Origin of the sequence: Nonomuraea sp. NPDC050202, assembly GCF_040656115.1 — a bacterium.
Lineage (GTDB): Bacteria > Actinomycetota > Actinomycetes > Streptosporangiales > Streptosporangiaceae > Nonomuraea.
Genome location: NZ_JBFALF010000036.1, coordinates 50931 through 69000, shown reverse-complemented (window position 1 = coordinate 69000; position 18070 = coordinate 50931). Strand labels below are relative to the sequence as shown.

At 72.6% G+C, this 18070-nt stretch carries 17 protein-coding genes; 9 read left to right on the top strand and 8 right to left on the bottom strand.

Annotation, left to right across the window (positions count from 1 at the left end):
- Positions 1 to 10: 10 nt before the first annotated feature.
- Positions 11 to 991, top strand: coding sequence for an NAD-dependent epimerase/dehydratase family protein (locus AB0I79_RS50470; RefSeq protein ID WP_357890013.1), 981 nt, complete (start codon positions 11 to 13; stop codon positions 989 to 991).
- A gap of 92 nt (positions 992 to 1083) precedes the next feature.
- Here the strand turns inward: AB0I79_RS50470 and AB0I79_RS50465 are convergent, their stop codons facing one another.
- Positions 1084 to 2529 carry an MFS transporter gene (locus AB0I79_RS50465; protein WP_357890142.1) on the bottom strand — a complete coding sequence of 482 codons (1446 nt, stop codon included), beginning with the start codon at positions 2527 to 2529 and terminating at the stop codon, positions 1084 to 1086.
- A gap of 110 nt (positions 2530 to 2639) precedes the next feature.
- On the opposite strand from AB0I79_RS50465, the gene AB0I79_RS50460 reads away from it, so the two are divergent.
- Both AB0I79_RS50460 and AB0I79_RS50455 read left to right on the top strand, forming a co-directional pair.
- Positions 2640 to 4094: a cytosine permease gene (locus AB0I79_RS50460; RefSeq protein WP_357890010.1), complete on the top strand. Its 1455-nt coding sequence runs from the start codon at positions 2640 to 2642 to the stop codon at positions 4092 to 4094.
- Positions 4094 to 4561 carry a hypothetical protein gene (locus tag AB0I79_RS50455; RefSeq protein WP_357890007.1) on the top strand — a complete coding sequence of 156 codons (468 nt, stop codon included), beginning with the start codon at positions 4094 to 4096 and terminating at the stop codon, positions 4559 to 4561. The genes AB0I79_RS50460 and AB0I79_RS50455 overlap by 1 nt, the downstream gene beginning before the upstream one ends.
- 4 nt (positions 4562 to 4565) lie before the next feature.
- Here AB0I79_RS50455 and AB0I79_RS50450 read toward each other — a convergent pair whose 3' ends face one another.
- Complete coding sequence (locus AB0I79_RS50450) at positions 4566 to 6365, bottom strand: alkyl sulfatase dimerization domain-containing protein (RefSeq protein ID WP_357890004.1); 1800 nt, start codon at positions 6363 to 6365, stop codon at positions 4566 to 4568.
- Between the two features lie 130 nt (positions 6366 to 6495).
- Here AB0I79_RS50450 and AB0I79_RS50445 point away from each other — a divergent pair, with 130 nt between their 5' ends.
- Together AB0I79_RS50445 and AB0I79_RS50440 are read left to right on the top strand one after the other, a co-directional pair.
- On the top strand, positions 6496 to 7122 hold the full coding sequence (locus tag AB0I79_RS50445; RefSeq protein WP_357890001.1) for an HAD family phosphatase: 627 nt from the start codon (positions 6496 to 6498) through the stop codon (positions 7120 to 7122).
- A 153-nt stretch (positions 7123 to 7275) separates the two neighbouring features.
- The gene (locus tag AB0I79_RS50440) at positions 7276 to 8217 is read left to right on the top strand and encodes a ribose-phosphate pyrophosphokinase (RefSeq protein WP_357889998.1); all 942 of its coding nucleotides are present in this window, start codon (positions 7276 to 7278) and stop codon (positions 8215 to 8217) included.
- On the opposite strand, the gene AB0I79_RS50435 is transcribed toward AB0I79_RS50440, so the two are convergent.
- Positions 8204 to 9019 carry an SDR family oxidoreductase gene (locus AB0I79_RS50435; protein ID WP_357889995.1) on the bottom strand — a complete coding sequence of 272 codons (816 nt, stop codon included), beginning with the start codon at positions 9017 to 9019 and terminating at the stop codon, positions 8204 to 8206. The two genes, AB0I79_RS50440 and AB0I79_RS50435, sit on opposite strands and share 14 nt — an antisense overlap.
- Positions 9020 to 9029: 10 nt before the next feature.
- On the opposite strand from AB0I79_RS50435, the gene AB0I79_RS50430 reads away from it, so the two are divergent.
- Together AB0I79_RS50430 and AB0I79_RS50425 are read left to right on the top strand one after the other, a co-directional pair.
- Positions 9030 to 9758, top strand: a complete 729-nt coding sequence (locus tag AB0I79_RS50430) for a nucleotidyltransferase domain-containing protein (protein WP_357889992.1) — start codon at positions 9030 to 9032, stop codon at positions 9756 to 9758.
- A 101-nt stretch (positions 9759 to 9859) separates the two neighbouring features.
- Positions 9860 to 10498, top strand: a complete 639-nt coding sequence (locus tag AB0I79_RS50425) for a maleylpyruvate isomerase N-terminal domain-containing protein (RefSeq protein ID WP_357889989.1) — start codon at positions 9860 to 9862, stop codon at positions 10496 to 10498.
- A gap of 209 nt (positions 10499 to 10707) precedes the next feature.
- Here the strand turns inward: AB0I79_RS50425 and AB0I79_RS50420 are convergent, their stop codons facing one another.
- Positions 10708 to 11850 (bottom strand): alpha/beta hydrolase, encoded by a 1143-nt coding sequence (locus AB0I79_RS50420; RefSeq protein WP_357889986.1) that lies wholly within the window; start codon positions 11848 to 11850, stop codon positions 10708 to 10710.
- Positions 11851 to 11959: 109 nt separating this feature from the next.
- On the opposite strand from AB0I79_RS50420, the gene AB0I79_RS50415 reads away from it, so the two are divergent.
- Both AB0I79_RS50415 and AB0I79_RS50410 read left to right on the top strand, forming a co-directional pair.
- On the top strand, positions 11960 to 13147 hold the full coding sequence (locus tag AB0I79_RS50415) for a histidine kinase (protein WP_357889983.1): 1188 nt from the start codon (positions 11960 to 11962) through the stop codon (positions 13145 to 13147).
- A 146-nt stretch (positions 13148 to 13293) separates the two neighbouring features.
- Positions 13294 to 13941, top strand: a complete 648-nt coding sequence (locus AB0I79_RS50410) for a response regulator transcription factor (protein ID WP_357889980.1) — start codon at positions 13294 to 13296, stop codon at positions 13939 to 13941.
- Between the two features lie 134 nt (positions 13942 to 14075).
- Here AB0I79_RS50410 and AB0I79_RS50405 read toward each other — a convergent pair whose 3' ends face one another.
- The 4 genes from AB0I79_RS50405 to AB0I79_RS50390 form a co-directional block, all read right to left on the bottom strand.
- Positions 14076 to 15083 carry an ABC transporter ATP-binding protein gene (locus tag AB0I79_RS50405; RefSeq protein ID WP_357889977.1) on the bottom strand — a complete coding sequence of 336 codons (1008 nt, stop codon included), beginning with the start codon at positions 15081 to 15083 and terminating at the stop codon, positions 14076 to 14078.
- Positions 15084 to 15167: 84 nt separating this feature from the next.
- A complete protein-coding gene (locus AB0I79_RS50400) occupies positions 15168 to 16142 on the bottom strand; it encodes an ABC transporter ATP-binding protein (RefSeq protein ID WP_357889974.1) in 975 nt (324 codons plus the stop codon).
- The gene (locus AB0I79_RS50395) at positions 16139 to 17020 is read right to left on the bottom strand and encodes an ABC transporter permease (RefSeq protein ID WP_357889971.1); all 882 of its coding nucleotides are present in this window, start codon (positions 17018 to 17020) and stop codon (positions 16139 to 16141) included. The genes AB0I79_RS50400 and AB0I79_RS50395 overlap by 4 nt, the downstream gene beginning before the upstream one ends.
- On the bottom strand, positions 17017 to 18069 hold the full coding sequence (locus AB0I79_RS50390; RefSeq protein WP_357889968.1) for an ABC transporter permease: 1053 nt from the start codon (positions 18067 to 18069) through the stop codon (positions 17017 to 17019). Before AB0I79_RS50390 ends, AB0I79_RS50395 begins: the two co-directional genes overlap by 4 nt.
- Between the last annotated feature and the right edge of the window lies 1 nt (position 18070).

Genomic DNA, 18070 nt, shown 5'->3' with positions numbered 1-18070 from the left:
GGTGGGTGCCATGAGGGTTCTGGTGCTGGGCGGTACGGGGTTCGTGGGGCGGGTCGTCATCGACGAGGCGCTGGCGATGGGCTGGGAGGTGACGGCGTTCAACCGGGGCAGCCAGCAGCCGCCCGCGGGGGTGACGGCGTTACGCGGTGACCGTACGGCGCCCGGCGGGCTGGCGGCGCTGGAGCGCGGCGAGTGGGACGTCGTGGTCGACACGTGGTCGTGGGCGCCCTCGGCCGTCAGGGACTCAGCCGCGCTGCTGGCCGGGCGGGCCGGCTCCTACGTGTACGTCTCCAGCAGGTCGGCCTACGCCGAGCCGGTGCCGTTCGGGGCCGGCGAGAGCGCGCCCCTGGTGGCGGCCTCGGCCGACGACGGCGAGGGCCCGTACGCGCGCAACAAGGCGGGCGGCGAGCTGGGGGCCGTGGCCGCGTTCGGCGATCGGGCGCTGCTGGCCAGGGCAGGGCTGATCATCGGGCCGCACGAGAACGTCGGGCGGCTGCCGTGGTGGCTGACCAGGATCGCGCGTGGCGGCCCCGTGGTCGCGCCCGCCCCGGCGGATCGCGGCCTGCAGTACATCGACGCCCGCGACCTGGCCGTGTGGTGCCTGGAGGCGGGGGCTCGGGGCGTCGGCGGGGCGTTCAACGTGGTGGGCCCGCCCGGGGCCACGACGATGGGGGAGCTGCTGGAGGCGTGCGTGAAGGCGACCGGCTCCGGGGCCGAGCTGCGCTGGATCGAGGAGGAGCGGCTGCTGGCGGCCGGGGTCGAGCCGTGGATCGGGCTGCCGTTCTGGCTGGTGGGCGAGGACTACGACTTCATGCACGGAGGTGACGTGGGCAAGGCGGTGGCGGCGGGGCTGCGCGTCCGCCCGGTGACGGAGACGGTGGCCGACACGTGGGCCTGGCTGCGCGGCCTCGGCGGGAAGGCGCCCCTGCGGGCCGACCGGCCGCTCAAGGGCCTCGATCCGGCGCTGGAGGCGCAGCTCCTGGCGTCATGACGCGGCGTTGACAGCGCGGGGTTCCTGGCCGCGAGGGCAGCGCGGGGTGGCCGGCGTCACGACGTGGCGTGGGCAGCGCGGGGTCGCCGGCGTCATGACGCGGCTTCGTCGTGGCCGCTGCGTACGCGGTCGTGGCGGTCGCGTACGAGGTCGCGGTGGGTGCGGACGAGGTCGTACAGGGCGGCCGCCAGGGCGACGCAGATTGACGACACGACCACGACCAGCCCGTGCCGGAAGGCCGTCGTCCACCCCTGGCCCAGCGACCCGAAGAACGTCGTCCCGACCGCCGCGATCCCGATGGCCGACCCGAGGCGCTGCCCCGTCTGCAGCACCCCGGCGGCGCTCCCGCCGCCCGACGGCGGCACCTCCGACAGGGTGATGGCCTGGTTGGGCGAGATGACCAGCCCGCTGCCCACGCCCGCGACCAGCAGCGGCAGCGCGGTCGCCAGGCCCGCGCCCGCGCCGGGCACCAGCGCGGTGGCGCCCATGGTGGCCAGGAGCCCGGCGATCACCATGGCCAGCCCGATGGCGACCAGCCGCCGTCCCATCCGGGACACCAGGTGCCCGCCGACCATGGCGGCCGAGGCCGAGCCGAGCGCGAACGGCGTGATCGCCAGCCCGGCCAGCAGCGGGCTGTAGCCGTGGCCGCTCTGCAGGTACAGCGTGAAGATGAAGAAGATGCCGGTGAAGCCGGCGAAGTAGAACAACGCGATGGCCGAGCCCAGGCTGTACGAGCGCTTGCGGAAGAGCTCCAGGTTCACCAGCGGCTCGCGCCGGTACAGCCGCTCCCACGTCACGAACCCGGCCAGCACCACCAGCGCGGCCGGCACGAGCAGCCACTTGGCCGGCCCCTCCCACTGGTGCCGCTGGATGAACGGCAGCAGCAGCCCGGCCACGCCGATCCCGAGCAGCAGCACGCCCACCGGGTCCATGCTCTCCGGCCGCGTGTGCACGAGTTGCGGGCGCGGCAGCAGCCGCCAGGCCAGCGGGAGCAGCACGAGCCCGATCGGCAGGTTCACCAGGAACACCCACCGCCAGCCGTGGTCGGCCCCGAACACGGTCACCAGCGCGCCGCCGATCAGCGGCCCCGCGGCCGTGGACACGCCGATGGTGGCGCCGAGCGCGCCGAAGGCGCGGCCCCGCTCGTACCCGTGGAACATCTGCTGGATCAGCCCCGAGACCTGCGGGTTCAGCATCCCGGCCGCCATGCCCTGCACCAGGCGGGCCGCGATCAGCACGTTCATGCTCCAGGCGAAGCCGCAGAACGCGCTGGAGAGCGTGAAGAGGAGCACGGCCCACAGGAAGATCGTCCTGCGGCTCCTGGCGTCACCGAGCCTGCCGGCGGGGACCAGGAGCAGGCCGAACGTGAGCGCGTAGCCGGACAGGGTCCACTGCAGGCCGTCCTCGGAGGCGTGGAGCCCCTCGCGGATGGAGGGCAGGGCGACGTTGACGATGCTCACGTCGAGCCCGGTCATGAACGCGGAGACCAGGCACACGGCCAGCGCGCGCCGTCGCGTGTCGGTCCCGGACTCCCCCATCACCTCGCACATGCTGCCCCTGGGCCCCCGAAATATCGCCCATCAGGCGTTTCTTTGCTCGTCGCCGGAGAAAGGTTCGTTTCTTCGCCAAGGATGGGTAACGTCCGATCATGGGAACGATGGCGGTCGAGCAGAACGGCATCAACGCGGTCCCCGAGGGGGAGCGGCGCGGCAGGCCGAGGGACCTGTTCTGGCCCTGGGCGGGCGCCAACCTGTCGCTGTTCGGGGTGGCCTTCGGCGTGTACGTCGTGGGGCTCGGGCTGGGCGTGGTGCCGGCGATCATCACCGGCGCCGCCGGGTACGCGCTGTCGTTCCTGCTGGTCGGCCTGGTCGCCGTCGCCGGAGCGAGGTCGGGGGTGCCGACGATGACGCTGGGGCGGGCGCCGTTCGGCTACCAGGGCAACAAGCTGCCCACCCTCCTGTCGTACATCTCCAACGTCGGCTGGGAGATCGTGCTCGTCACGCTCGCGGCGCAGAGCGGCGCGGAGATCATCAGACGGCTCGGCCCCGGTCTCCCCGCGTCCGGGCAGCTGGAGCCCGGCGTGCCGCCCACGACGGCCACGGCGATCTGCTTCGCCGTCGCGGCGGTCGTGGTCATCGCGGTCGGCGTGTACGGGCACGCGATGATCATGGTGGTGCAGCGCTACCTGACCTACGCGTTCATCGTGCTGACCGTCGTCTACCTGGTCCTCATGGTGCCCAGGCTCGGCGCGGGCTCGCTGGAGACCACGTCGGGCGCGGGCGGCTGGGTGGGCGGGGTCATCTTCGCCATGACGCTGCTGGGCCTGGGCTGGGTCAACTGCGGCGCCGACTACTCCCGTTACCTGCCCGCGAGCTCCCGGCCGCGCTCGGTGGCCCTGTGGACGACGCTCGGGGGCGCGCTGCCGCCGCTGGTGCTGCTGGTGTTCGGGGTGCTGCTGGTCGGCGGCGATCCCACGCTGGCCGAGGCGGCGGGCGCCAATCCGGTGGCGGCGCTGGCGGGGGCGTTGCCGACCTGGTTCCTGGTGCCGTACCTGCTGACCGCCGTCGGCGGCTTCCTGGCGGGCGCGATCATGGACATCTACTCGTCGGGGCTGTCGATGCTGGCGCTGGGCGTGCCCATCAGGCGGCACTACGCGGTGCTGATCGACGGGATGCTCATGGTGCTCGGCGGCTACTACCTGCTGTTCGTCTCCACCAGCTTCCTGGCCACGTTCCAGGCGTTCCTGGCGATCGTCGGCGTGGTGATGGCGGCCTGGGTCGCGATCTTCCTGGTGGACATGTGGCGGCTGCGGGCCGGCGGGCGGGCCTACGACGAGCGGCTGCTCCGGGCCGGCGCGCCCGCGCTCAACTGGCCGGGCCTGGTGTCGCTGGTCGTGGCGTCGGCCGTGGGGCTGGGGCTCATCACCTCGGCGGACCCGAACATCGCCAGGGTCGTCGGCTTCCTGATGAGCGACGAGCTGAAGGCCGGCACGTTCGGGACCGCCAACATCGGCGTGGTCATCGCCCTCGTGCTGGCCGGGGTGCTGTACTACCTGATCACCGCTGTCGCGCGCCCCCGGCGTAGGGTTACTCTTAGTGATTGATGACTGACTTGCCGTTGCGACTGCTGAGGTGGGCGGTGCACGTCACGGCCTGCGGGCTGCTGGCGATCGCCGTGGTCGGTGTGCTGCGCGAGGACCGCCCCGGCCCCGCGGCGGGGGGCGCGCTGCTCGGCCTGCTGTACGCCGCCGGGCCCGCGGTCCAGGGCAGGGCCGTGGCGGGGCGGGTGTGGCTGGGGCTGGTGACCGGCGGGTGGGCCGTGCTGGCCGTGGCGGCGCCGCCGTTCGTGTGGGTGGCCTTCCCGCTGCTGTTCGCCTACCTGCACGTGTTGCCGCTGTGGGGCGCGATGTTCGGCGTGACGGTGCTGACGTCGGCGGCGATCGTGGCGGCGGCCTGGCACGCGGGCGAGCTGACCACGCCGCTGCTGGTCGGCCCGGGGGTCGCGGCGGTCATGGTGACGCTGCTCGCGCTCGCCTGCAGGGCGCTGGGCGCTCAGGTCGATCGGGAGTGACGGGTCAGGCCGTCACGATGGCGAAGTCCGGCACCGGGCGGTCGAGCACCGACACCAGCCGCTGCAGCACCGTCGTGTCCCCCTCGCGCCGCACGCCCTCCACGCCCTTGCCCGTCAGCAGGCCGACGAGCTGGGCCTTGGTGAGCCGCAGCGTGAGGTCCGCGGCGCCGTCGCGGGGTGCCGGCTGCTGGATGAAGGCGCCGTTCGACAGCGTCGTCCGGTAGCGCTCCCCCAGGTCGGTCAGGTGCCAGTCGATGGACAGCCGCTCGTGCCAGGCCCGCGGCCCGTCCACGCGGACGGCGATCGAGTCGAAGATCTGCTCCACGGTCAGGGCGGCGAAGAAGTCGGTCGAGGCGGCGTCCATGGCGGCGGGCACGATGCCGTCGGCCAGCTCCAGCGCGCCCATCAGATAGCAGTTGCGCCAGGTGGCGTTCTCGGCGCCGTGGCCGAGCCGGGTGTAGACCTCGGCCAGCAGGTCGCGGGCCTCCTTGTTGCCCTCGTCGGCGAAGACCGCGTGGTTGAGCAGCTGGGCGGCGAAGCGCAGGTCGTTCTCGTCGATGTAGCGCCTGGCGAACGCGACCACGGCGGCCCCGCCGCCCAGGCACTCGACGTACCGGATGGCGCTCTCCCTCGGCGGGTGCTCCCACAGGTGCGCCGGGTTGCCGTCGAACCAGCCCAGGTAACGCTGGTAGACGGCCTTGACGTTGTGGACGAGCGAGCCGGAGTAGCCGTGCGTGTGCCAGGCCTGCTCCAGTTCGGGCGGGAGCTGCACGGTCTCGGCGATCTCGGCTGCCGTCAGGCCCTTGTTGAGCAGGCGCAGGGTCTGGTCGTGCAGGTAGGCGTACAGGTCGCGCTGCTGGCTGAGGAAGCGCTCCACGCGCTCGGCGCCCCAGGTGGGCCAGTGGTGGGAGGCGAACGCGACGTCGGCGCGGCCGGCGAACAGGGCGATGGCCTCGGTCAGGTACCTCGCCCAGGCGCGCACGTCGCGGACGGCGGCGCCGCGCAGCGGCAGGAGGCTGTGCTGGTTGTGGGTGGCGTTCTCGGCCAGGCAGAGGGCGCGGCGGTCGGGGAGCAGGAAGTTCATCTCGGCGGGGGCCTCCGCGCCCGGGGTGAGCTGGAAGACCATCCTGACCCCGTCGATCGTCTCCTCCTGGCCCGTGCGGGCGATCTCGTCCGTGGGCGGGATGAGCGACATGGTGCCGGTCGAGGCGGTCATGCCGAGCCCGGCGCCGATCTGGCCCTGCGGGGAGCGGGGCAGGGCGCGGCCGTACATGTAGACGGCGCGGCGGGTCATGGCGGGGCCGGCGTAGAAGTTCTCGGCGACCGCGTGCCGCATGAAGCCGGCGGGGGCCAGGATGGGCACGCCGCCGCCGGTGACGCCGCGTACGCCGCCGAAGTGGTCGGCGTGCGCGTGGGTGTAGATCACGCCGGTGACGGGACGGTCGCCGCGGTGGGCGCGGTACAGCTTGAGCGCGGCGGCGGCGCACTCGGTGGAGATGAGCGGGTCGACGACGATGACGCCGCGTTCGCCCTCGACGAGGGTCATGTTCGACAGGTCCAGGCCCCGGACCTGGTAGACACCGTCCGTGACCTCGTACAGGCCCTGTCTGGAGCAGAGCTGGCCCTGCCTCCAGAGGCTGGGATGGGCGGTGTCGGGGCAGTCCTCCTGGAGGAAGTCGTAGGCGTCGTTGTCCCAGACGACCCTGCCGTCAACCGTTCTGATCACTGCCGGGCTGAGCTTGGCGAGGAAGCCGCGGTCCGCGTCCTCGAAGTCGCCCCTGTCGTGGAAGGGAAGGTCTGCCATGCTCAGCCGCATGCCCCCCTTTTCGGGCAAATAGCTCAATAAAGGCCCTAAATAGGATGAATCTCCGACAAGTCCATGTGGTTGGCTTGGTCCTGAGCTGATCGTCGCAGGGGGATCCATGGAAGCGTGCGTGTTCGACCTCGATGGCGTGCTGGTGGACAGCGAGCCGGTCTGGGAGGAGGTGCGCCGGGCGTTCGTTGCCGACCACGGCGGCGCCTGGCAGCCGGACACGCAGTCCAGGCTCATGGGCATGAGCACCGGCGAGTGGGCCGCGTACCTGCACGAGCTCGGCGTCGGGCTGCCGCCGGACGAGATCGCCCGCGGGGTCGTCGAGCAGATGGCCGGGCGGTACCGGGACGAGGTGCCGCTGATGCCCGGGGCCGTCGAGGTGGTGCGGCGGCTGGCGGGCCGGCTCACGCTGGGGCTGGCCAGCTCGTCCCCGCGCCGGCTGATCGACGTGGTGCTGGACGCGGCCGGGCTGGGCGAGTGCTTCGCGGCCACCGTCTCCACCGAGGAGGTGCCGCGCGGCAAGCCGGCGCCCGACGGGTACCTGGAGGCGGCCCGGCGGATCGGGGTGGACCCGCGCGGCTGCGTGGCGGTCGAGGACTCCAGCAACGGGCTGCGTTCGGCGCACGCGGCCGGGATGCGGGTGATCGCCGTACCGCACCCCCGCTACCCGCCTGCGCCCGACGCGCTCGACCTGGCCTGGCGCGTCCTGCCCGACCTGGACGCGCTGACCTCCGAGCTGGTCGTCTGAGACCCGCCGGCCGCCGCGCCGGACCCGGGAGGGGCACCCGACCGCCGCGCCGGGCCTGGGAGAGGCGCCGGTTCCGGGCCGGTCGCGCGAGACGCGCTGGTCCCGGGGCTGGTCTCGTGGAACGTCGGCGCCTCTGGCTACCATGTGGGAATCGTGCGAGACATCACGGTTTTCAGCGGCAGCGCCCACCCCGACCTGGCCGAGGAGATCTGCGCCCACCTGGGCACACCCCTGCACCCCGTACAGATCAACCGCTTCGCCAATGACGTGCTCGAAGTGCAGCTCCAGGCCAACTGCCGCGAGCGCGACGTGTACCTCATCCAGCCGCTCGTGCCGCCCGTGCAGGAGCACCTGGTCGAGCTGCTGCTCATGCTCGACGCCGCCCGCGGGGCCTCCGCCGCCAGGACCACCGTGGTGATGCCTCACTACGCCTACGCCAGAAGCGACAAGAAGGACGCCCCGCGCATCTCGATCGGCGCGCGGCTGGTGGCCGACCTGCTGGTGGCCGCGGGCGCCAGCCGGGTGCTGGCGATGACGCTGCACTCGCCGCAGGTGCACGGCTTCTTCAGCGTCCCCGTCGACCACCTGCACGCGCTGCGCGAGCTGGCCGCGCACTTCCGCCAGTACGACCTGTCCAACACGGTCGTCGTCTCCCCCGACCTCGGCAACGCCAAGGAGGCCGCCCACTTCGCCCGCCTGCTGGGCACCGGGGTCGCGATGGGCGCCAAGCAGCGCTTCAGCGACGACCGCGTCGTGATCAGCTCGGTGATCGGCGACGTCGCCGGCAAGGACGTCATCATCCTGGACGACGAGATCGCCAAGGGCAGCACCGTCATCGAGCTGCTCGACCGGCTGCGCGAGCGCGACGTGCGCTCCGTACGGGTGGCGTGCACGCACGGCCTGTTCTCCGGCGGCGCCATCGAGCGGCTCAGCGCGCTGCCCGAGGTCCAGGAGATCGTCTGCACCAACACCGTCCCGCCACCGGCCAAGCCCGGCGACAAGCTCACCGTGTTGTCGATCGCGTCCGCGCTGGCCGAGGCCATGCGCCGGATCCACTACGGCGAGTCGGTGAGCGCCCTGTTCAGTACATCCTGAGGAGCTGCCCCGTCACCCGCCGCCCCTGGTGCGAGGCCAAGAACGTGATCACCTCGGTCACGTCCTCCGGCTGCGCGATCTCCTTGAGCACCGCGCTCTCGGTGACCGCCCTGGCCACCTCGTCGTTGATCCAGCCGGTGTCGGTGACGGGCGGGTAGACCATGTTGGCCGTGATGCCGTAGGGGCCCAGCTCGTGCGCGGCCGACATGGTGTAGTTCTCCTGGGCCGCCTTCGCCGCGCCGTACGAGACCTCCGCCGGGAAGCCGTCGGGCCCGCCGGAGGTCAGGCCGATGATGCGGCCCCAGGTCGCGCCGCGTGCCACGTGCCGCCGGGCGAACTCCGAGATCAGCAGCGCGGCCGCCCGCGCGTCCACCGCGAACTGCCTGTCGTGCGTCTCCACGTCCACCATCCGCAGCGAGCGGCCGAAGGCGTCGTGCCCGGCGGGCGCGAAGGTGTTGCCCAGCCCGGCGCTGGCGTTGTTGACCAGGATCTCCACCGGCCCGAACGCCTTCTCGGCCAGGTCGAACAGCAGCTTCGGAGCCTCGGGGTCCGCCAGGTCGGCCTCGGCGGCCTCCGCGGTGCCGCCCGCCTCGCGGATGCGGCGGACGACGTCGTCCGCGGTGTCCGCCCTGACCCGGTCGTAGGTGTCCGGATAGGCAGGTTCGTTCAAGGGCGCGAGGCGCTTGTACGTCAGGAAGACCGCCGCCCCCTCGGCCGCCAGCGCGGTCGCCGTCGCCGCACCGATGCCGTGATTGGCACCTGTGACCAGCGCAACCTTTCCTGTCAGCCGCGTATCGATCATAGTTGCCATCATGCACGCAGCCACCGAACGACTGCTAAGGCATTTTCTCGACAGCATCGAGCCGGCCGTCCCCCTTATCGCGCTCTGGGCGCACGGCTCGCTCGCGGCGGGCGACTACCAGGAGGGACGCAGCGACCTCGACCTGATCGCGGTGCTCGACTCGCCGGCCACGATGGGCGACTGGCGGCGGATCAAGGCCGTGCACCGCAGGCTCCGCCTGCCGCTGGCGGAGCGGCTGCACTGCTCGTACATGTCCAGGCAGGAGCTGGACGACCTGGCGACCGAGCACATCACGTGGGCGCACAGCCAGATCTACCGGCGGCCCGTCAGCGCGGTCACCCGGCGCGAGCTGCACGACGGGGCCAGGGTGTTGTACGGGCCGCCGCCCGCCGGCCTGCTGCCGCCGGTGTCGGAGGAGGAGCTGACCCGGTACGTCCGTACGGACCTGCGCGACTTCTGGCTGGTCAAGGCGCAGGAACGGCGGCGCTGGCTGCAGGACGTCTGGGTGGACCTGGGCATGGTGACGGTCGCCAGGGCCACCGTCACGTTGCGGGAGGGACGGCTGATCAGCAAGCTGGAGGCGCTGGACGTGCTGGCCGAGCTGGGGGCGCCGGAGACGGTGGTGGCCGACATCCGCGCCCGCCGCTACGGCACGCCGGCGCCGGTGCTGAGCCGGTTCAGGCGGGCGCGGCTGGCTCGGGCGTTCGTCAAGTCGGCAATCAGGCGGGCACTCGGCTGAGATGAATCCCATCTCACCAGGAAGAACCGCGATGCGCCGGTGGTTTGTTACGTGCGTAGTGGTAGCGCCAATCACCACCTGAAACCTGGGAAGGGCGGCACATGGGGGAGAGCAGGCGGTCCTATCTGGAGGCCGCGGCGTCGGCGGTGTCGCTCCTGCGCGATCCGGCCGTGGCGGCATCGTGGGACAAGCCGAGCGCGCTGATGGAGTTCAGCGTCGCGGGGCTGGCCGGGCACCTGGCCCACCAGCTCGTCAGGGTCGGCGACGTGCTGGCGCCGAACGAGCAGGCGGGGGAGCCCATCACGCTCATCGAGCACTACTCGCGCTCGCCATGGGTGCAGGCCGGCCTCGACCACGAGAGCAACCTCAGCGTCCGGCGCGGCGGCGAGGCGGCCGCGGCGGCCGGCCCCGCGGTGCTGGTCGAGCGGGCGCAGGCGCTGTACGAGATGCAGAGCGCGGCGCTGGCCGCCGAACCGGCCGACCGCGTCGTGCACCTGCCGTGGTCCGGCTGGTCGCTGCGGCTGGACGACTTCCTGCTCACCCGGCTCGTGGAGCTGGTCGTGCACTCCGACGACCTGGCCGCCAGCGTGGGGGTGGAGACTCCCGAGCTGCCCTCCTCCGTGATCGATCCGGTGGTGGAGCTGCTGGCCCGGCTGGCCGTGCACCGCCACGGGCCCACGGCGGTCATCCGCACGCTGAGCAGGGCCGAGCGGGCCCCGGCCACGATCAGCGCGTTCTGACCTCACCCGCCGAGCAGAGACCGGCCATGACCGGCGGCCGCCGTCCCTCGGTTCAGTTCACGATCATGCGCAGGGCCGCGACCACCTCGCGGCCCGGCAGCGCGCTGTCGGGGTCGAGCAGCCACTGCGCCAGGAAGCCGGTCAGCATGGCCTGGTAGACCGTGCCCGGATCACCGGCCCCGTCCTCCGCGCCGCGAACGCCGTCACGCTCAAGGATTATGCACGGTGACCTCCGGATAGTCCTTGACCGCAGTGTGCTTGCCCAGCAGGTGCCGGTCGAGGAAGCCCGCCAGGTGAGCGCGGGTGATCTCCAGCGCCCGAGCGCCGTCGAGCTCCTGCGCGGGCAACCCCAGTTGCGGTCTGAGCACCGCGTAGTCGACGAACGCCGAGTGGTCGGTGCCCTTCACCGTGATCCAGCGCTTCCAGCCGGTCAGGTTCGGCCACGCCTGCTTCCAGGAGTCGTCGGTGCCGCCGGGCGTGTGCGACTTCGGCGCTCCGATCAGCATGAACGGCCGCTTGAGCGGCTCTTCCACCCGGTACGTGCCGTCCAGGTTCACCCCGGCCTTGATCCGGCCGTCCGCGAGCATGGCCTGGGCCGCCGCGTAACCGCCGATCGAGTGCCCGACCATGGCGATCCGCGACCGGTCGATCTTCTTGCCCCAGCCGCCCCCGGTCAGCTCGTCGAGCACGAACCGCACGTCCTTCGCCCTGCCCGTGGCCACCTTCGCGTGGTCCTGGCCCTTCACGCAGGCCAGGCAGGTGGTGGTGCGGCCGTCGGGGAAGGTGGTGGCGACCGACTCGTACGTGTGCTCCACGGCCGCGACCAGGTATCCCCTGCTCGCGAAGTCCTCGGCCAGCGAGGTCAGGGTGGCGCGCGGGAAGCTGAACCCGGGCGACATGACGACCAGCGGCCGCCTGCCTCCCGCGGCGGGGGCGTTCAGGCGGGCGTGCGTCCTGACCTTGGTGAGGGCGTCAGGATCGACCTGGAAGCCCTTGAGCACCGCCGCCGACTCCTGCTCGGTCAGGTACGGTGCCGGCCGCCCGGTCGCCTTCTTCGCCGGATACCAGAGCGAGACCAGCAGCTCCCGCCGGTCCGCCGCCGGGTTCCAGGGGTCGGGGCGGCTCTTGTCGACCAGGTGCAGGGTGGTCGTGCCGACGGGCTTCGACCCGGTCGGCTTCGGCAAGGTGAGGCCCGCCCGGGCCCCGGCTCCGGCAGGCACGGCCGCAGCCTCGGCTCCGGCAGGCACGGCCGCAGCCTCGGCTCCGGCGGGCACGGCCGCGTGCGCGGCCTGGGCGGGGATGGCGGACAGGACGAGGAACGACAGGGCTGCCGCGGCAGCGGTGTTTCGCATGGCGACCACGCTGCCGGAAGGGCGGCCGGAAGCGTCCTCCCCGATCGTCTATCCACACCCACTACTTTCGTCGTAAGGCCATCCCCCGGCGCGCCCCTACGCTGTGACCATGCGGTTCGTACTGCTCGGCGCGGGGCTCTTCGCGTTGTCCCTGTTCGTGATGAGCGGGCAGATGGGGGTGCCGTCCGGCCTCCCGCTGCCCGTTCAGGTCGCGATCGCCGGGGCGGCGGGCGTGGCGGCCTGGCACGCGCGGCGGTCCTGGTGGCCGCTGGCCGCCGTCGGCGCCGTCACCTACGCCTGGCTCGTGGTGTGGCCGCCGCTGCTGGTCGCCTCCTACTTCGCGGGCCGCACGCTCAGCAGGAGCCGCGGCATCGCCGCCTACGTCGGCGCCTGCCTGGTCGTCTGCGGCATCTCGGCGGTGGTCGGCGAGGCGCGCGACGGGCTGCAGGAGATGCTGACCGCCGGCCTGGGCAACGCGCTGTTCATGGCGCTGGGCATGATCGGGCTGCCGCTGGCCGTGGGGCTGTGGACGCGTGCCAGGGCCGAGGTGCTGGAGGCGGCCAGGGAGCGCGCGCAGCGGCTCGAACGCGAGCAGGTCATGCGGGCCGAGCAGGCCAGGGCGCAGGAGCGCGCCAGGATCGCCAGGGAGATGCACGACGTGGTGGCCCACCGGGTCTCGCTGATCGTGCTGCACGCGGGGGCGCTGGAGGTGCGGGCCACCGACGAGGAGACGGCCGAGACCGCCGCCATGATCGGCGGCATCGGCAGGGAAGCCCTGGCCAACCTGCGCGACGTGCTCGGGGTGCTGCGCGCGCCCCGCACCGGGGCCGTCGACGCCGGCTCCCGCTCGCGGCCCGCCCCCGGCGGCCACCGGCCGGGGTCCGCCCTGGGCGATCTCGACGCCGGCTACCGGCCGCAGCCGACGCTCGGCGACCTCGACCGGTTGCTCGACCAGTCCCGCGCCCTGGGCATCGCGGTGACCCGGCGCGACGAGGGCGAGCCCCGGCCGGTGGAGGAGACGGTGGAGCGGACGGCGTACCGGGTGATCCAGGAGGCGCTCACCAACGTGCACAAGCACGCGGGCGGCGTGCCCACGGACGTGCTGCTCCGGTTCGGGGACGGCGAACTGGAGGTGGAGGTGCGCAACCAGGCGCCGCACGCGCCGCCCGAGGAGCTGCCTGGCGCCGGCTGGGGCCTGGTGGGGCTGCGCGAGCGGGTGGAGCTCCTCGGCGGCTCGCTGCGCACCAGCGCCGAGGAGAGCGGCGGCTTCCTCGTCAGCGCCAGGATCCCGGCATGAGCGGGCTCTTCGCCAGCGGCAGCGCCGTGAGCGACGGGAGCGCGGTATGAGCGGACCTTCCGTGTGTCGCAGCGCCGTGAACGGCGGGAGCGCGGTATGAGCGGACCTTGCGTGGGTGGCAGGGCCGTGAGCGACGGGAGCTCTGCGTGATCAGGGTACTCGTGGTGGACGACGAGGCGCTCGTACGGTCAGGGCTGCGGTTGATCCTGGAGGCGGCGGGTGACATCTCGGTGATCGGTGAGGCGCGTGACGGCGCCGAGGCGGTCTCGGCGGTGGGGCGGTTGCGGCCCGAGGTGGTGCTGATGGACGTGCGGATGCCCGTCATGGACGGCCTGAGCGCCGCCGCGCGCATCCTCCTGGATCCCCAGGCGCCCAAGGTGGTCATGCTGACCACGTTCGACGTGGACGAGTACGTGCACGCGGCGCTGCGCCTGGGCGCCGTGGGCTTCCTGCTCAAGGACACCCCGCCGAGAGAGCTGGCCGCCGCCGTGCGCACGGTCGCCGACGGTCAGGCGATGCTCTCCCCGTCCGTCACCAAGCGGGTGATCGCGCAGTACGCCGACCGCGCTCCCTCGCGCGCCGAGGCCGCCCGCAGGCAGCTCGACGGGCTCACCGGCCGGGAGGGGGACGTGATCAAGGCGCTGGCCCGCGGCCTGTCCAACGCCGAGATCGGCCGCGAGCTGCGCCTGACGGAGGCCACGGTGAAGGCGCACGTCAGCCGGGTGCTGGCCAAGCTGGGCCTGGCCAACCGGGTCCAGGCCGCGATCCTGGTCCACGACGCCGACCTGCGCTGACCGCCTCCGCGCGCCGGCGACCCATCTGACAGAGCGCCCCACCCGGCAACGCGGGTCACCCGGCGAAGCGGGTCACCCGGCAAGGAGGGTCACCTGGTGAGGAGGGTCACCTGGTGAGGAGGCGGGTCACCGGGTCACTGGCCGGTCGTCTCCGCGTAATAGCAGGCCGCCTGCGCCTCGGGCACGGCAGGCAGGACGTCCAGCAGCTCCGTACGGCACCGCCCGTCCACCCCCGCCTCGGCGGCCTTGCCGGAGGCGAGCACCTGGCAGCGGGCGTGGAAGCGGCATCCGCCGGGGATCCTGGTCGGGTCCGGCGGCTCGCCGGTCAGCACCACCCGCTCCGGCGACTCGGGCAGCACCGACATCAGCGCCTGCGTGTACGGGTGCCGGGGCGCGGTCAGCACCTGCTCCACGGGCCCTGACTCGACGATCCTGCCCAGGTACATCACGGCCACCCGGTCGGCGATGTTCCAGGCCAGGCCCAGGTCGTGGGTGACGACCAGCGCCGACAGGCCCAGCTCGGCGCGCAGCCGCAGCAGCAGGGCGAGGATCTCGCCGCGCACGGAGGCGTCCAGCGAGGCCACCGGCTCGTCGGCGATCAGCACCTTCGGGTTCAGCGCCAGCGCGCCGGCGATCACCACGCGCTGCCGCTGCCCGCCCGACAGCTCGTGCGGGTAGCGCAGGAAGAACCGGTCGGGCGGCCGCAGCCCCGCGTGTGACAGGGCCGTGGCCACGACGTCCTGCTCGTCCCGCAGGCCGTGGATGCGCGGGCCCTCGGCGACGGCCTCGTACACCGTGTGCCTGGGGTTGAGCGAGCCGGTCGGGTCCTGAAGGACGAGCTGCACCTGCCTGCGGTAGGCCTTGAGCGCCTTGGAGGTGTAGTTCAGCGGGTCGCCGTCGTAGCGGACCTCGCCGGAGGTGGGGCGTTCGAGGCCGAGGAGGGTACGGGCGAGCGTGGTCTTGCCGCAGCCGGACTCGCCGACCAGGGCGACGATCTCGCCCGCGCCGATGGCCAGGTTCACGCCGTCCACGGCGCGGGCGCGGCGGCCTCTGGAGGAGAACTCGACGTGCAGGTCGCGAGCCTCCAGCAGGGTCGGCCGGGTGGTCGCGACCGCCTCGGCACTGGTCTGCGTCTCGGTCATACGGCCTCCTCCAGCGCCCCGGCCCGCACGAACGTCCCGGTCATACGACCCCCTCCAGCGCCCCGGCCCGCACGAACGTCCCGGTCATACGGCCTCCTCCGTCGCTCTGACGTGCACGCAGGCCGCCGTACGGCCCGGCCCCGCCGGCCACAGCTCGACGTCCAGCGAGGCGCACTCGTCCAGCGCGACCGGGCAGCGCGGGTGGAACGAGCAGCCGCTGGGCAGGTGCATGGGGTCGGGCGGGTCGCCGCCCAGCCCCTTGGGCGCCATCCGCGAGACCGGGTCGCCCACGGTCGGGAACGCCGCGGCCAGCGCCCGGCTGTAGGGGTGCCTGGCCTCGTGGAACACCTCGCCGGACGGCCCGTGCTCGACCACGCGGCCCGCGTACATGACGGCGAGCTGGTCGCACACGTCGGCGAGCACGGACAGGTCGTGCGAGATCATGATGAGCGAGATGCCCTGCTCGGCGACCAGCTCCTTGATCAGGGTGAGCACCTGGGCCTGCACCATCACGTCGAGCGCGGTGGTCGGCTCGTCGGCGATGATCAGCCGGGGCGAGCAGGCCAGCGCCATCGCGATCATCACGCGCTGCCGCTGCCCGCCGGACAGCTCGTGCGGGAAGCTGCGGGACCGCCAGGCGGGCAGGCCGACCTGTTCGAGCAGCTCGGCGACGCGCTTGCGGGCGGCGTCCGGCTTGGCCAGGTTGTGCACGAGCAGCGGCTCGGCGATCTGCTCGCCGATCCGGCGCACGGGGTTGAGCCCGTGCTGGGCGCCCTGGAAGACGATCGAGGCCTCGGCCCAGCGGACGGCGCGCAGCCGGCCCCACTTCATGGCCAGCACGTCATCGCCGTCGAGCAGGATCCTGCCGCCGACGCGGGCGTCCCGGGGCAGGAGCCGGAGCAGCGCCATGGCCAGCGTCGACTTGCCGGACCCGGACTCGCCGGCGACTCCGAGCGCCGCTCCGGACTCCAGGGTCAGCGACACCCCGCGCACGGCGGGCACCTCGCCCGAGGCGATGCGGTAGGTCACGGACACGTCGTCGAGTTCGAGCAGACTCATGCCGCCCTCCTCAGCCTGGGGTTGAGCACGGCCTCCAGCGCCCGCCCGACCAGGGTGAACGCCATGACGACCACGAGGATGGCCAGACCGGGGATGAGGATGTACCACCAGGCGCCGTTGGTGGCGGCGCCGAAGTCGTAGGAGGCGCGCAGCATGGTGCCCCAGGAGGTCTTGTTGGAGGTGACGCCGAGGAAGGCCAGCGTCGACTCGGTGACGATGGCGCTGGCGACCTCCAGCGTGGTGCTGGCCAGCAGCAGCGGGGCCACGTTGGGCAGCACGTGGCGGGTGGTGATGTGCCAGTGCCCGGCGCCGAGCGCCTTGGAGCGCTCGATGTACGGCCTGGCCTCGACGGCCAGCGTCTGGGCCCTGATCAGGCGCGCGGTGGACGGCCAGGACGTGACGGCGATCGCCATGATGACGGTGAACGTGCTCCCGCCCAGGATGGCGGCCAGCACCAGCGCGGTGACCAGCGAGGGCAGCACGAGGAACCAGTCGGTGATCCGCATGAGGACCCCGTTGGTCCAGCCGCGGAAGTGCCCGGCGGCGATGCCGACGACCAGGCCGATCACGATGCTGAGCACGGCGGCGAGGAAGCCGATGAGCAGTGACGTGCGCGAGCCCCACCAGACCATCAGCAGGACGGACCGCCCGGACTCGTCCGTGCCGAAGGGGAAGGCCAGGCTCGGGCCGTCGAAGTCCTCGCCGGGGGCGTCCACGACGTTGGTCACGCTCTCGTCGATGAACAGCGGCGCGACCAGCGCGAGCAGCACGGCGGCGAGCAGGACCACCAGGCCGGCGACGCCGGCGCGGTGGTGGCGGTAGTCGGCCCAGAAGCGGCTCAGGGCGAGCCGCCTGCGGGCCATGGCGACACTGGTCATGCCGATCTCACCCTCGGGTCGAGCAGATGGTAGACGACGTCGGCCAGCGTGTTCATGACGATCACCGACACGGTGATCAGCATGAACGTGCCCTGCATGAGCGTGAAGTCGGGCACCTCGATCGCCCGGTAGAAGAGCTGGCCCAGGCCCGGCCAGGTGTAGATGTACTCCACGGTGACCGCGCCGCCGACCACGAACCCGATGCGCATGAACACCAGCGTCACCGTGGGCAGCAGCGCGTTGGGCACGGCGTGGCGGCGGCGTACCTCGTCGTCACGCAGCCCCTTGGCGCGGGCCACGGTCACGTAGTCCTGGCTGACCTCCTCCAGCAGCGAGGAGCGCATGACCAGCAGGTACTGCGCGTACACCACGGCCACCAGCGTCAGGCAGGGCAGCACCATGTGGGAGGCCACGTCGAGCACGTACGCGAACCCGTCGGGCGCGTCCACGCTCTCGATGCCCCTGAACGGGAAGATGCCCGGGATGGGCCCGATGCCGACGCCGAACACCATCATCAGCAGCAGCCCGAGCCAGAACGTCGGCACCGACCACAGCAGCAGCGACGCGCCGGTGGAGAAGCGGTCGAAGCGGCTGCCGTGCCGCCAGCCGGCGCGGGTGCCCTGCCAGATGCCGAGGCTGACCGCGATGGCCAGGCCCGTGCCCGTGAGCAGCAGCGTCGGGCCGATCCGCTCGCCGATCAGGTCGATGACCGGCCGCTTGTACTCGTAGGAGGTGCCGAGGTCGAGGCGGAGCGTGTCGCCCACGAAGTCGAAGAACTGGTCGATCAGCGGCTTGTCCAGCCCGAGGCGGCGCCGTTCCAGGTCGAGCTGGGTCGGCGTCATGTTGCGGCCCTGGGCCAGGTTCCGCACGGGGTCGCCGGGCAGCAGCCTGAACACGAAGAACGTGCCGACGAGCACCATGGCGATGCTGAACAGCGCCCCACCGGCCTTGGACAGCGCGTACTGCAGCGTGCCGCGGCGGACGGGGCGCTCGTCAGCGGGGCCCGCCGCCTGGACGGCGGGCTCTGCTGCGTCAAGCGGAGTCGTCATA